Consider the following 14,873-nt stretch of genomic DNA (forward strand, 5'->3'; position numbering starts at 1 on the left):
CTTATTTTCTTAATTTCAGTAATGTCTCATTCAGTAAAGTTGATGATGTACTCTTCGTATAGGGAAAATATATAATTTTCACTCCAACTTCCTTAAACTGCAACTCGTACTGGTCCCAACGTTCATTTTGAAACCAATCATCACCAACGAACATTACGTCATACTTTAATTTTTGCCAAACCTCAAATTTATCCATGGAGTCCTGAGGAATTACAGTATCAACAAATTTGATATTTCTAACAATCTCAATTCTTTCCTCAAAAGGAATGACCGCTTTTTTGTACTTATATGAAACCAACTCATCTGTGGTCACACCCACAATGAGTTTGTCACAGAGTGACTTAGCATTTCTCAACAAATTCAAATGTCCAATATGAAATAAATCGAAGACTCCGGAAGTATAGCCGATAATCATAAGATTTCTCCTAACGTATTTAAATTGAAGTTAAACCATTTGTCGAATGTCGTCTTCCCTTCAATTTTTTCAGAAGATAGGACTCTTTCAAGTTGAACAGGAAAACCTACCTTTTTTCTGTTTACAATCTCTGCTGGGATAATGTCTTTAAAAATTCTCTTGAGCGGAGCCTTAACAACTCCATCCTTCATCTTATACTGAGCGTCTACCCCTGCAAGCCTTTCAATTAATCTGTAATCCAAGAAAGGAGATCTTGCTTCTACCGAATTTAACATCGAGGCACTATCCAGCCTTTTGAGTAACCCTCGCAAATGGGCTTGTTGAAAGAATGCCGCTACGATTTTTTGAGGGGACTTTAACTTCATAAAAGGTGCCAATGCATCTTCTACAATCTCTAAATCATCTTCCGATCCATAGGTGTAGAGATCACTAAAGGCTCGGATATCAAAGTCTGTGGTGCTACTAGCCCATCTGAAGATACGATCATATCCAAAGAAAAGCTCATCAGCGCCTTCTCCACTTAATATGACTGTGTTCTTAGCAGATGCTTGTTGTGTCATATGATACAGCAACACTTCGTTGGGCACAGACAGAGGCTCTTTTTTTACAATCACCAGTTCACGAGCTAATGATAAAAAGCGATCAGGATCAAATAATATCGGGTGATGAATAGTGTTATATCTTGTTGCTGCGATTTCAGACCACTCGAACTCATTATAATCTTCAAAGCCAACAGTCCAAGTATGCTCTACTCCAGCGAGTGCAGTAATAATCGTGCTATCCAAGCCTCCGCTAAGGTAACTTCCAATTTCAACATCTGCGATTTTGCGGTACTCTACTGCAGAACGAATTAAAAACTCAAGTTCCTCATCAGAAGGCGGCTCTTTCTCTGAATAATCAAGTTCCCAATATTTAATAAATTCGCCATTCTCATAGTAATATCCTGGGGGAAACTCTTTTATTTCATTATAGACAGTACGATTATTAAAAAAACATCTCATTTTTTTATATTGTCTTACAGCTGCTTGATCTAAAGAAACGTTGTGAACTAATGGGAGCAATGGAGCAATTTCAGAACTAAAAATGAACTCTTCACCATTTTTGTTGTAATAAAGCGGCTTTACTCCCATACGATCTCGTGCTGCAAAAAATGATTTGTGCTGGACGTCTAAAACAATAAAACTGAACATTCCATTAAGCCAATTCAACATTTGGGGACCATATTGAATGTAAAGCTTCAATAAAAGTTCAGTATCTGAGTTTGTTCTCATTTGAATTGAATAAGTAGAAGCTAATTCTTTATAATTATAGATTTCTCCATTAAATATAATCACATATCTTCCATCATCAGAAAAAAAAGGCTGATCACTTCTCTGATCCAGATCTAAAATGCTTAATCTGTTGTGACCAAGCATAAAATTTTCATGCTGGTATACACAAAGCGGGGCCGTAGGCCCCCGATGCTTCATTATATTTAATGAATTAAGAAATGCTTCTTTATTTATAGCTACATTAGAAAACAAAATCCCACACATTTTATCACCAGCCTTAATTAATAACTTGCAAATCTATTGTATTATCTACAAATATTAAACCTGGTACGTAATTATTCTCTGGCTTAGGAACCTCAAAAACAGCTGCTATACTTACGCTATCCAAATAAAGAGGCTCAAACGGCTTAGGCTTTAAGCCAATAGAAATGGTGTATTTACCACTTTCAGACAAAAGATTGCGGAAATTAAAGTTAACCTCAAGAATGCCCCCTGCTTGCATTTTCGGGACTAATTTGGCCTTATTGTAGATATTCATGCCAAACACATCTACACCAGTATGGTTTCTAACCATGTAGCCAATGGTTCCCTCGGAATCAATATCTTTATAATATTGTGCCAGCAAACGCAAAGTAACCATTTCGCCAAAAGGGACCTGGTTTACCACTTCTCCATTGACTAACAAGTCTGCCCTTATAAAACGTGCATCTCCCGTTCCTGAACGAAACTCATTGGCACGTTTTGCAAAAGCAGGATCCTCTTCTAACAACAACAGCGTACTCTTTTTATCCGTTTCGGAATTCACAAATGTATCCAAAGATTGGACACGCTTCATATCTGCAATTTCCTGGTTAATAATATTTTCATAAATTTGTGCTACGCGCTTCACTGGACCAATTTCGACCATGTGTCCCTTATCAATAAGCAATGCTGTATCACAAAAACTCTTAATGGTATCCATGGAATGAGAGACAAATAAAACTGTGCTCTTTTTAGAGAGCTCCTTCATTTTGGTGATACATTTGGCCTGAAAATAAATATCTCCAACAGACAAGGCCTCATCCACAATCAAAATGTCTGGATCAACATTGATGGCTACTGCAAAGGCTAATCGGGCAAACATACCGCTGGAGTACATTTTGACTGGTTGATTAATGAAGTCCCCAATATCCGCAAAGGATGTAATATCTTCTACCTTCTCATCCATTTCTGCTTTGCTATAGCCCATAAGCGTACCATTTAAATAAATATTTTCCATTCCAGTTAAATCCGGATTAAACCCAGCACCGAGTTCCAACAGAGCCGCAACTTTCCCATTCACCTTTATGCTTCCATGGGTAGGCGTAATTACGCCTGTAATCATTTTTAAAAGAGTCGATTTGCCCGAACCATTTTTACCGATAATGCCAATCGCTTGCCCTTTTTTAATAGAAAAGGAAAGGTCACTTATGGCTTTGAAATCAGAATGATATTTCTTTTTAAAAGGATGAATAGCCTCTTTTAAACGTTCATTGGGATTATCATATATTTTATATATTTTAGTGACATTATTAACTTCTACAGCAACTGATTCTGTTTGAGTCATACTCTTCTCCTCACAATACATCAGCAAAATGAGATTTCATTTTTTTGAAAATTTTGATTCCTATCGTACCTGCGATGATCACAATAGCCCAAAAGTAGATCGTCATGGATGGATGCTCCCAGAACCATTTGTGATTAATAAAGGTATCACGATATCCTTCAACAATATAGAAAACAGGATTAAGTTTAAAGAAAAACTGATACTTATCCTCGACAATATTCAAATTCCAAAAGATTGGCGTAAGCCAGAAAAACAATTGAATAAACACTCCTACAATTTGACCAACATCTTTTACAAAAACAACCAATGTCGCTGTTATGTAAGAAATGGACAAAGAAAGAAGAATGGTGGCCAATAAATAATAAAGGATTTGAATGTTATACATCGTAAATTCAACATTGTATATTTTGAACATAATGAAAAGAACGATGATAAAAAACACATGGACAAAAAGAGCAGCCAAAATTTTTACCATTGGTAGCAAGCCTACTCGGAAAACAATTTTCTTTACCAGATAATTGTTTTCAATAATACTATTGGTTGCAGTTGACAAGCTTTCCGAAAAGAATAACCACGGCACCATGCCTGTTAGTAACCAAAGTATAAAGGGTGTATCACCAATAGGTACATTTTTAAAACCAACCTGAAATACGACCCAATAAACAAGTATAGACACCATAGGATGTATAAAAGCCCAGAGTACCCCCATAAATGAACCAAGGTACCTAGATTGTATATCCTTTTTAGACAATTCCCAAAGTAACTTTAAATTTTTCGAAAAGTTTTGAGTTAAATTCATACGAGTGTGTCACGACCTTAAACATGGTTTGGTAAGTCTCTTACAATACAACAATGTAAATATGTGGGAAGTTTATTCTTGCGATATGGCTCTGACAGCTACTATATGCTAAAATGTTGACGTATCTACAAGAAAAGGAGATTGTAAACCTTGTCGAATCCAGTATACGGGAAACAGGCCAAAACGTCGACCCGTGACGATAAAAGGCCGGCTATGTTTTGGGTGTTAATTGTTGGCATGATTTTGTTTTTAGCTTGGGCCCCCTTCCAGGCGGCGCTTTTTAATGGTCAAATGCTCGACTTTGAGAAGCCTCTGTATTGGGCTTTGATCATCAGCACGATTCTGCTGATATTGGGAATCGTAACCTATTATAAGAATTTCAAATTGGAAGATCAAAGAGACTGGTTGGCTGTGCTTGTTATCTTACTTCCGCTGACGTTCGTGCTTTCATTGATTTCTGCTGCTTCTCATTATCTCGCGATGAACATGGTAGTGGTGCAGTGCATCTATGCCTCGTTCTTCATCATTACATTGTACGCCTTGCGAGATCGGTTGAGCAACCAGATCATCCAAACCGCGATTATGACCGTAGCTTATATTATTATAGGCTTCGGCCTCATCAACTGGTTTGGACAGTGGGTATTGGCCGGACGACTCGTGGATTGGTTCTCAACAATGGTAAGCGGTAATCGCTACGTTGATGCCATAAAGATAGATACTAATGGTCCGCGTCTCACTTCCGTCTTCCAGTACGCGAATACATATGCGGCATTTTTGATGGCATTTTTGTTCGCAGCTATCTTTTGTCTGATGAAGTCGAAGACGTGGTATGGAAAAGCGACTCATGCCTTTATGCTGGTGCCTATATTGGTATCACTGTTCCTGACACTTTCACGTGGTGGTCTCATAATGCTGCCAGTCGTATTTGTTCTTTTACTTCTGTTCTTTAAGCCAGCACGGCAAATCTTATGGCTTTTACATTGCGCAATTGCGGGTGTCGTTTCACTTGCTATTTTGAGTCCTATTACAAATTGGGGATTACAGCTGAATCAGACCTACAACGGTGCTGTGGCTGCTAAAGGCTGGGGACTGCTTCTTGGGACTTCCTTGGTGACTGCAGTTGTTCTATGGCTTATACAAACCTCTCTGGGATCTCGTTTGGAAAAAAGGATGCACGGTCTAGCCTCACGTAAACTCTCTAATCTGTGGCTGCCTGTTGGCTCTGTGGTCGTGATTGGTGTAGTTGCGTTCCTGCTCATTGGTACAGGACTACGAACTTTTCTACCAGCCAATGTAGAGACACGTCTGGAAAATATCAACTTCCAACAGCATAGTGTGCTGGAACGTATAACCTTTTATCGCGATGCTTCCAAGCTAATTGCTGATTATCCGTTGATTGGCGCAGGTGGCGGCGGTTGGGCTACGCTGTATGGAAAATATCAAGACTATGGCTACACAAGCGCACAGGCACATAACTTTTTCATGCAGTATCTGGTAGAGGCCGGTATTCTTGGATTCATTATTTTTATGGCGTTTATCCTTTATATCTTCTATAAATACATTAAAGGTTACATCAAGAGCGATGAGGAAAAGCGGGATAGCCACTTCCTTTACCTGATCTTGGCAATGTCCATTTTGCTCCATAGTCTATTGGACTTTAATATGAGTTATGTGTTCATGGGTATACTGGTGTTTATTGGACTCGGGGGTATGGCTGCAGCAATGGATGCACAACCTGTAAAACGCTTGGCGATGAAGCCTGAAGGTTTCCGTCCGATTTATAGTATCGTCATTTGTGTTCTCAGTATTGTGCTTCTGTTTGTAGGGCTGCGCTTTGCACAAGCCAGCAATGCTGCCTGGGAAGCAAAAGCGCTGGAAAGCAGCAATTCGTTCGAACAACGACAAGCTGCTTATAATAAGGATTTGAATCTGCGCCCAACTCATATTGATTCAATTGTTGGTTTGTCTAGTATGTATTATCAGGTCTACAAGCAAACCAAACGCGAAGAGTTCTATACAGGCGGTATGACCATTGTTGATTTGGGGCTGCAGGCAGAACCGTATAATAGAAATATGCTGTTTATCAAAATGCGACTTGAGCAAGCTAAAGGAAACAATGACAAGGCATTTGCCATTTTGGAAAATAACCGTGCTAACTTCACCTGGGATCTGGATTGGTACAATTTGCTGATTACCCAAGCGTTTGAATTTGGCAATAAAGCTCGATTGGCTAAGGACTCAGCCAAGGAACAGAAGTATTTCCAAGCAGGTCTTGCTGCTTATCAGCAGGTTCTAGATGGGGTAGCTCATCTTAAGACGATTCCACCTGAAATTCAATTGATACGTACTTTTGAAGTAACTCCAAGCATTGCGCTCAGTGCTGGAAAAATTGAGTTCATGTCAGGTAAACCCGCCGAGGCTGCCGTCATCCTGAAAAACGGCTTGAAGGACGATCTGAGTGACGCTACGAATCGTGAGGTAACCCGATACTATATTGCCGCTTTGCAAAAGCAGGGACAAGATGACAAAGCATTGTACGATAAGCTGATTCAAGCTGATCCCAAGGAAAAAGAACTGATAAACGAACTGAAAAGAGAATAGTCCCTGGAGTTTAGTTGTTCTCTGTTTTGTTTATTTGAGGCTGTCCCATAAATCGATGGGATGTCCTAAAAAACAGAAAAGCCTATCCTTGCTAAAATGGATGTGGGACTACCCCACAACGTGAGACAATTAAAACACCTTCAAGAGAATGTAATCCTGTCGTAAGATAGGGGGATAACCTTGAAGGTGTTTTTGCGTTGGCAACTAGAGTGAGTTACCCGTTAGAAATAAAAAGTGAGAGCCCCCGAAATGAGATTGGCAGGAGTACCTGTAAAAGAGGTTATAGAGCAGTTGGAGATACGGAATATGACACAGAGCTCAAAACGTGGATGAAAAAACGGAGTATACCGTCTGGAGCAGCCTGTGGGCAAGCAATACAGCTACGGACAAGGTCCGTGAACACTCTTTGGAGCTTGAAGAAGTAAGAGTAGAAAAAATGCACAAGGAGCTGGAAAGAAGGTGGAACCTAAAGTCGTCATTGCTTGGGTCGAGTCCATTCGAGAAGTCCTCAGGATCAACTCGCTCACGTTGTAAGTGAGGCTCTGAATTGGCTCGATGACACCACCTTAGACGCAACCTACCCTGAAAGGGACGAAACAACAATCATCGCAATAAGCTCATCAAATTCATTTTCTACGCCTATATACAGCGCATCTACTCATCCCGTCAAATCGTCAAAGCCGTTTAAGAGCTATTCCATTCATTTGGCTGGCCGCTCGTCACGTCGAGGTACAGCAAGCTTCTGCTCGTCATACTCGCTAACGACGTTCTTTCTTGCTATTGCTGTTACGGCTGTTTGGCGTCATTTTACCCTTGATCTCTTGCTTCTCCTAGCCCAGGAGCGCGTCCATTTCTACTTCCAACACCTCCTGTGCAGTCACCTGGTTTTTCTCCTTAATGAAAGCTCGCAGTTGCTCTTTTGACCAAAGCCCCATGTATTCTTCCCCCTTTCTATGACTTCCATTTTACTAAACAAACTATCTTACAGACTCTAGTGAATCAAAAAGCGCAGATTTCGGACTAATTCAGCCTTGTAACCTACGCTTTTTCTCATGAAGTTAATTATAATTCGTCTCATAGGCTGTTTCACTATAAAAAACTGCCTTTGAGATACCCCTTTTTATTGTTCATCTTTTGAGTGGAATTGTAACCCTGTTATCGATTAAGAACGCTAACCAGTTCCTCTCTGTGGTTTGAGTAATTCATCCGTTACTTTACTTATTACCTTAGCAAATCAATAAGCTCGCCCCCCAATCCTTTTCATCAGGATAAAGAGAATCTAGTAATGTCATGGCTATTCCCGAAACACCGTCAAGTAAACCTACATAATTTAAATTCTTAGTAGAATTAGAATCCCTATATAAATCATAAAAACCAAATGCCGATTCTTCATCAAACATTTTAACGACCGTTCGGAGCAAGCTTTGATAGTTTTCTTGCAATTCAGGATCGTGCGTGTCCCGATACATATGATAGGTAATTTTCAATAATCCTGAATATCCGTGGCATACCGTTGGTGAATAAATATTCCACTCTTCGATAGATTTTTTGTATATCGATTTAAATGCGTTTACAGCTAAAACCTCCAAGCTTCTATCCCCGATGGATCTACCTGCTAAAAATAGACTCCTCGCAACACCTGCCGAACCATAACACCAAGCATCCCGATGTTTTTTAGCGTATAATTGATCGTTTGTAAATTCTTCGTAGCTTATAATTAAGGGCCATTGTATTCTATCTGTTTGTTCCAATTTCCATTTTGTTATCCAGTCACAGTATCGTTGAATTGCCTCTATTTGACCAGGTACCTTTATATTTTGAAGTAACGCTATAGATAATAATGCCAAGGGGCCAGGAACTCCATGAGCTAAACCCATATTAAAATATCCAAATGGATATTCATCCTTTTCATGTGAAAGTAAATATTCATTTGAAATATACCAATTCGGAACCTCTTGTTTATCGTTGATAATCCTATCTTTACTTAGAAGAACAAGATACTCAAGAACACCAATAAGGAGCTCCCTAATTTCAGGTATATCAGAGAACAGTAACAGATACCTTCCTATGCCACTCCATCCGGAAATTACATCATAATCATTAATTGACGTACCTGATTCCAGCCCACTTTTTGCATTCAGTAGATCAGCACTACCATGACGCAATATTAAAGTGTTAATTTGGTTGATAAATCTCCTGTATTTTATACCATTGTCAGATAATAGATATGCGGCAAATCCAACACCAGATAATCCTTCCCATAGTGATAATGACGCTCCTGATTTCTTTAATGATTCACGAGTACTTAAAAGGTAGGAGTGTGCATACTCTTTTAATCTCTCATCCTTTAATACAGTACTTAGTCTCCCATACAAAATACTGATTGCTGGAAATCCAGTTGCCAGGCTTATATCATTCCAATTAAACTCCTCTTGTTTATCTACATGATTCTGCTCAGAAGAACATATAGTCTGTACATACTGGGGGTCAGTCAACCTGGCACTTATAACACTTACAATTTTTATAATATCGTTATGCAGGCTCTTATTGTTTTGTACTACTGTCATCAACGTTCAACTCCTTTGAAATACATTTTTTCTTGTGCTTTATTGATTCATTAAAATGATATAAAGAATGACTTAACAACGACATTATCTTTCTTTCCATTTTTCTATTCGTACCTATAAGACGGTTTAAATGCATATGAATGAGGCTACCTAGAATATTGGAAAATGTATTCGTTAAATCCTTTTCATGTTCAAGTGCCTCTTTATATTCATTTATTATTTTTTTTCGCTCTTGAAACTTAGATAATAAGTAGTCCCCGTATTCCAAATTTCTAAGTGAGGACCAATTGTCCGAAACATCGCACAAAATTATATAAAAAGTGCGATCCTTCATAAAATCTTTTACATGCTCCTTATGCCATTCTTCTTCATGAAACCAAGTAACTTGCCGTTCTACCGCTGGTATAAACTGATTTAAAATATCAATTACACTAATGAAACCAATAATCTCTATAGGAACATTCAGCTTATTGTTATATTTTAAAGAGACCAGTTCTACTGTAATCTTCGAATCAACAGCAAAAAAACGCTCCGCTATACTAATTAAACGTTTACCACCGTATCGCTCAATTTCCGGCTCATATGAATCAAATATTATTTTACTTAGTAGACCTCCAACCTTTAGGCGTCTAGCCCACATATGAATAGCAGGGATTAGTTGTTTACAAACAACGGATTCCTCACCATGAAGTCGTAACCGTATATGATGATCCGGATCTTTATACCTAACAATAAAATAACGATTTATTATTCCTTGATTCTCTACCTGCTCACAAAATGTTCTAATGTAATTGCCAATAAACTCTTCCTCTCGTTCAGACATACCATAAAGCTTTATATAAAGCCATTCACTTCCCGGTAAATATATAATGTTTGAATGCTCTCTGATTGGTCTTTGAATAAGATTCATATCTTCACACTGCTTCGGGGTCAAAGGTTCCTCTACATTTGTCCTTACTAAGGGAATAACGTACTCTGCGATAAAGCGCCCTTCTTTCCCTCTAGCCCATACGTCACTTGGTTCAAATCCACTCTCGGTTAACCATAATGATTGTGAATCACTTAATTTATGATATTTCTCAAATAACTCTAATATAAAAAACTCATTTTTAAGATCAATTAGTACTCTGTTATCTGAAACAGAAGTGGTAATATAAACATATCTTGGAACGCGCCACTCCCCTCTCCACTTTTCAAAACCCTCAATCCAATCCTCCTCGTTTTTACATTTTTTTAATTCATCGTTATTTTTATTAAGCGACCATTTCGCTAAAGATAAAATTATGTTTTTATATTTCACACGAGGCAGCATAGGGAATTCCGATAGGCCTCCCCACTGAAAAGGCAAAATGCTTCTGTGTCTTTCTTGTGAAATTTCCATTAAAAAACGGTATACATTGGGAGCATTATTGTAATTTAGCATGTTGGTGGAAACTGGGATTATCTCTTTATTCAACGACTGTGACTTTAAATAAAAGTAATTGTGGGTACATCCTACATATAAATCAGAAATTGAAATTTGTTTTGAAGTATCTACATTGGAATAATTAGTTCCCAACACAATTTGGTGACTACATGATTTGTTGGTAATCACTACGTTAGAATGTCTACTATTGACCGTTAAATATACAAGTTCAGCAAATATAGCATCTTTTCTGTATTCCTCTTGAATTTTATACGTGTTCGTGATCTTCTCTCTTGCAGTCTTATCTAGGATTGGTCCAAACCTTCCAAATGTTTTACCTGCACCTGCACTTCCCGAATTGGGGTTGATAATGATCTTATATTCGTTATTTTTCAAAGCTTCTTCGCTATTTGCTGCTATGGTAACATACATTTCTATAGAGGTAGGGGGCAAAAGCTCATCAGATAAAGTCTCGATCCTCTTTAATTTTTCATCCGTCAGTTCTATTTCTATTTTTCCTTCTTTAATAACATTTGTAATCCAGTTTGCCAGAACCTTCTCTCTCTCTGCATTTAGTATTGGGTGTTCTAAACTATATCTACTCTCAGGATATTTATAATCAGGCGGAGCCCCTAACCCTAAATCTTCGTCCAAAAGCTCTAAGATCGGAACTTGACAATCAATACCATATTTCTCTATAAAATCATTTCGGTACTGTGTCCAATGAGGATTACTCAAATCCGGCGACAGCCTCCATAAGATTTCTGCTGATCTAGCAATATCTTTAGAGACATTTTGGCTTAAAAAGGCTTCTTCTACTTTTGTCTCCATATCAATCTGCAAAGTTTCCTTCGTTGGAACTAATTTTCTCATTCTTATACATAGCTGATTGTACAAGGATTCCCCCTTACCTATTGGAGAATCATCGTATTGTTTTATTTCTTCACTAATTTCATCGAGACCTTTTTTGATATATTCAATATTGTTTATAGGTGCTATCTGTTTTCGTAGATATTCAAAAGGCAAATCCATATTATCTATGCATAATGGTGGTCTCAAATTGCTAATTAAAAACTCCTGATTCAATAGCTTCATCAGAAATTCAGTTATTAAAGTTTCATTGTTTTCGGGATACTCTTCTTGTATTTTCTTAACTAGATTAGCAAAAGGAATCGGAGTTTGTGCATAATCCATCACAAGCTGAACCGGCTTGGACGCTTTTATCGAACTACTTTTCATTCGTTTTACATCAGGATCGTGGTGTTGTTCAATATAGTTTAAAAATGGCAATTTTATTCTTGTACCAGATAAATACAAGGTTGGATTAGTCCGCACCGCCAACTGTTTTACCACATTTCCCTCTTTCTCTAAATATTTAACCAATCCCATGATCCATTCCATATCTGGACGGGATATTTTCCTGTTCTGCCTAGTATCACCCACTTCCAAGCAGCTAAGTTCCGAAAAGAGACCTATAGAAACCCCAGAAAAAATCCCATAAGGTGTAGCTCTTGAAGAAAGCCTGATTAGATAATTCACAACTGCCCGTAGCACCGTGTTCATTTTTTTAGTATTTTTATTGGTTAGGACATTATTGATAGAATTCATAAGTGAAGGGCTGGCTATGGTGATCGCTTCCCGTATAACAGGGTCTGTTAACAAAGATAAAGCCTTGTTCCTTGTCACATCATATGTAGTACTTTCACTGAATAAGTTATAGTAAAAATCAATAGGCAGTAGTGGTACTCTCACCATAAAAAAATCTAATGACTGAAACATATTTATATTTGTAACTTTATCCACTATAGGATAACCTCCTCCTGAAGTAAAAGACCCTGGATGTATGAAATAATATCCAGGGTCAGATTTCTTTTAAAGTTAGCACCAACACTCACAAGTCACATGTGTACCAAGGCATCTAGAAACACTACAAGTTACAGTGCTTGTGCAAGGATTTTTCGCTTGCTTTAATGTTAGATCATTAATTTGTAAGTCCAAATCAAGGGTGTCCTCTTGTTCGAAAAAGACTAATTCTGGAGAATTCATCTTAATCCCTCCCTTCGATAAAGTTGAGAGAACCTCAATGGGCAACCTCTCAATATATAAGACGCATCAAGAGAAAAAAAGTTTCTTTTTATTACATCTATTTAAAATTTTTACCTTTTTTACACAATGAAAGCATCTCCTGATACTGGCTAGTATCTCGGCCTGACAAGTCATGGAGCAATTGGGCATATGAAATAAGAACAAGTAAAAATCATGTTAAGGTCGTATCTTAACGGCGAATTGAAACGGATAAAGCTGCCTCTCGGTAAACAATACAGCTATAAAAAAGAACCTGAGCATACATTCAGAGTTTGAGCAACCAAAAAACGGAAAATTGGTTTTTAAAGCAACAATTAGACGCTCTAAAAAGTACAAGGGAGTTGAAGGGGGATGTCACCAGAGACTACTTAGTACAATGGGGAAATCTATTTCGGGAAAAGTGAATTTGAAGTCAAGCTTGTGATGGATAGGTCTTCCTCAAGCCATATACTTCCACTAGAAAGCAGCTACGAGGCCGTGGAGAAGAACTTCTCGTAGGAATGTTCGCGAACTCTACATACAGCATAAAACTCGGTATGGATACAGGAAAGCCACGGACTTGTTTCTTATGAGCATAAGGTCAATCATAAACTTGTACAATAAATCATGTAGGGTGAGCAGTTACAATGTCATCTCAAACTCAAGAAACGAAAACGCACAGAATCAGCCAACTTATATAGTAGTGCATCTCTATTAAAGCACCAATTCGGGATCGAAGCCCTATGCAAAAAATCGTTATGGAAATTACGTATTTACCGTTTGGCGAGAAAATGTTGTATCTGTCGAGTATCTTTGAATTTAAATGGAGAAATTGTGGCATAAAGTGTAGCTGACAAGCAAAATACCGCGTTTGTCTTGGATACGCTTCACCAATTACCGTTTCTACCAGGTACAATACTCCATAGCAATCAAGGCAGCGTTTATAATCCAAAGCGTATCAGAAAGTTGGAAAGGTAAAAAGCATTACCATAAGCTCCCCCGCAAGGGGGGGGACTGCTGATAATGCTCCATCAAGTCGTTCCATTCCACGTTAAAGTCTGAAACGTGCTATCTCAAGGTTTGAGCTATACAACAACGGACATCGTCGAACGGACGGTTCAGGACTACTTTACCTACTAACCTTAATTTGCATTCAACAGAACTAAATAACCAATCGCCAGTTCGTTTCTAGCAACTGGTCCTTAAACTGAAAAGTATTTGCTCTCTGTCTTACAAATAGGGATCAGTCCTACTTCTTACAGTAAGGTTTATTTTTGTTGGTCAATCTCTTTAATAACCTGTCTCATATAAGCCAGCACTTCATCCTTAATCTCGTTATGCTGTAGAGCATAATGAATGGTTGTTTCAATGAATCCCAGCTTCTCGCCAACGTCATGGCGGTTGCCATCAAATTCATAAGCTAGGATCGGACTCTTTTCTCCCAGTTTGGACAATGCATCCGTTAACTGAATCTCCCCACCTACTCCTGCGGATTGCTGACCTAGGATATCAAAAATATCAGGTGTCAAGATATAACGTCCCATGATCGCTAAGTTGGAGTTGGCTTCTTCCTTCTTAGGCTTTTCCACCAATCGTTCCGCCTCAGAGATTTTGGAAGTAAGTGCATGGCCTTCAACAATCCCGTAACGATGTACCTCGTTCCAATCGACTTGTTTTACACCTACAATAGAACGCTGATACTCATCGAACACGTCAATCATCTGCTTGAGACATGGATTCTCAGACTCTACGATGTCATCACCCAAAAGGACGGCAAAAGGTTCATCACCAATAAACTTACGTGCACACCAGATGGCATGCCCCAAGCCTTTAGGTTCCTTTTGACGAATATAGTGGATATCTGCCATCTCTGATGGCTTGCGTACTTCATTGAGCAGGTTCCATTTTTCCTTCGAAGTCAAGTTATGCTCCAGCTCGAAGGAGTAGTCAAAATGATCCTCAATTGCCCTTTTGCCTTTACCAGTAACGATAATGATATCTTCTATACCAGATGCAACAGCTTCTTCAATAATATATTGAATGGTTGGTTTGTCTACAATGGGAAGCATCTCTTTAGGCATCGCTTTGGTCGCAGGAAGGAACCGGGTTCCTAATCCCGCAGCAGGAATAATTGCTTTACGGATTTTCATAGGTAAAACTCCTTTT

General features: G+C 38.5%; 9 protein-coding genes and 1 pseudogene. 1 reads left to right on the plus strand and 9 read right to left on the minus strand.

Annotated elements, in window-relative coordinates:
- Window position 1: 1 nt before the first annotated feature.
- From MMB75_RS11980 to MMB75_RS11995, 4 genes are read right to left on the minus strand one after another with little or no spacing between them, the layout of a single operon-like run.
- A complete protein-coding gene (locus tag MMB75_RS11980) occupies window positions 2–415 on the minus strand; it encodes an FAD synthase family protein (protein ID WP_016822980.1) in 414 nt (137 codons plus the stop codon).
- A complete protein-coding gene (asnB, locus tag MMB75_RS11985) occupies window positions 412–1,950 on the minus strand; it encodes an asparagine synthase (glutamine-hydrolyzing) (protein ID WP_038978184.1) in 1,539 nt (512 codons plus the stop codon). Before asnB ends, MMB75_RS11980 begins: the two co-directional genes overlap by 4 nt.
- 13 nt (window positions 1,951–1,963) lie before the next feature.
- Entirely contained in the window at window positions 1,964–3,271 is a 1,308-nt protein-coding gene (locus MMB75_RS11990) for an ABC transporter ATP-binding protein (RefSeq protein ID WP_017427437.1), read from the minus strand.
- A 10-nt stretch (window positions 3,272–3,281) separates the two neighbouring features.
- Window positions 3,282–4,070: an ABC transporter permease gene (locus tag MMB75_RS11995; protein ID WP_026065453.1), complete on the minus strand. Its 789-nt coding sequence runs from the start codon at window positions 4,068–4,070 to the stop codon at window positions 3,282–3,284.
- Between the two features lie 150 nt (window positions 4,071–4,220).
- On the opposite strand from MMB75_RS11995, the gene MMB75_RS12000 reads away from it, so the two are divergent.
- On the plus strand, window positions 4,221–6,671 hold the full coding sequence (locus tag MMB75_RS12000; RefSeq protein WP_016822976.1) for an O-antigen ligase family protein: 2,451 nt from the start codon (window positions 4,221–4,223) through the stop codon (window positions 6,669–6,671).
- Between the two features lie 724 nt (window positions 6,672–7,395).
- Here MMB75_RS12000 and MMB75_RS26240 read toward each other — a convergent pair.
- The 5 genes and pseudogenes from MMB75_RS26240 to galU form a co-directional block, all read right to left on the minus strand.
- Window positions 7,396–7,606: pseudogene (locus MMB75_RS26240) on the minus strand (transposase); the annotation flags it as partial.
- Between the two features lie 291 nt (window positions 7,607–7,897).
- The gene (locus MMB75_RS12010; RefSeq protein ID WP_016822974.1) at window positions 7,898–9,238 is read right to left on the minus strand and encodes a lanthionine synthetase C family protein; all 1,341 of its coding nucleotides are present in this window, start codon (window positions 9,236–9,238) and stop codon (window positions 7,898–7,900) included.
- The gene (locus MMB75_RS12015) at window positions 9,216–12,446 is read right to left on the minus strand and encodes a lantibiotic dehydratase (RefSeq protein ID WP_016822973.1); all 3,231 of its coding nucleotides are present in this window, start codon (window positions 12,444–12,446) and stop codon (window positions 9,216–9,218) included. Before MMB75_RS12015 ends, MMB75_RS12010 begins: the two co-directional genes overlap by 23 nt.
- Window positions 12,447–12,521: 75 nt before the next feature.
- Entirely contained in the window at window positions 12,522–12,689 is a 168-nt protein-coding gene (locus MMB75_RS26245) for an FDLD family class I lanthipeptide (RefSeq protein ID WP_192811795.1), read from the minus strand.
- Between the two features lie 1,286 nt (window positions 12,690–13,975).
- Window positions 13,976–14,857 (minus strand): UTP--glucose-1-phosphate uridylyltransferase GalU, encoded by an 882-nt coding sequence (galU, locus tag MMB75_RS12020; protein ID WP_016822972.1) that lies wholly within the window; start codon window positions 14,855–14,857, stop codon window positions 13,976–13,978.
- Between the last annotated feature and the right edge of the window lie 16 nt (window positions 14,858–14,873).

The organism is Paenibacillus sp. P2(2022), assembly GCF_029522175.1.
GTDB classification, from domain to species: domain Bacteria; phylum Bacillota; class Bacilli; order Paenibacillales; family Paenibacillaceae; genus Paenibacillus; species Paenibacillus polymyxa.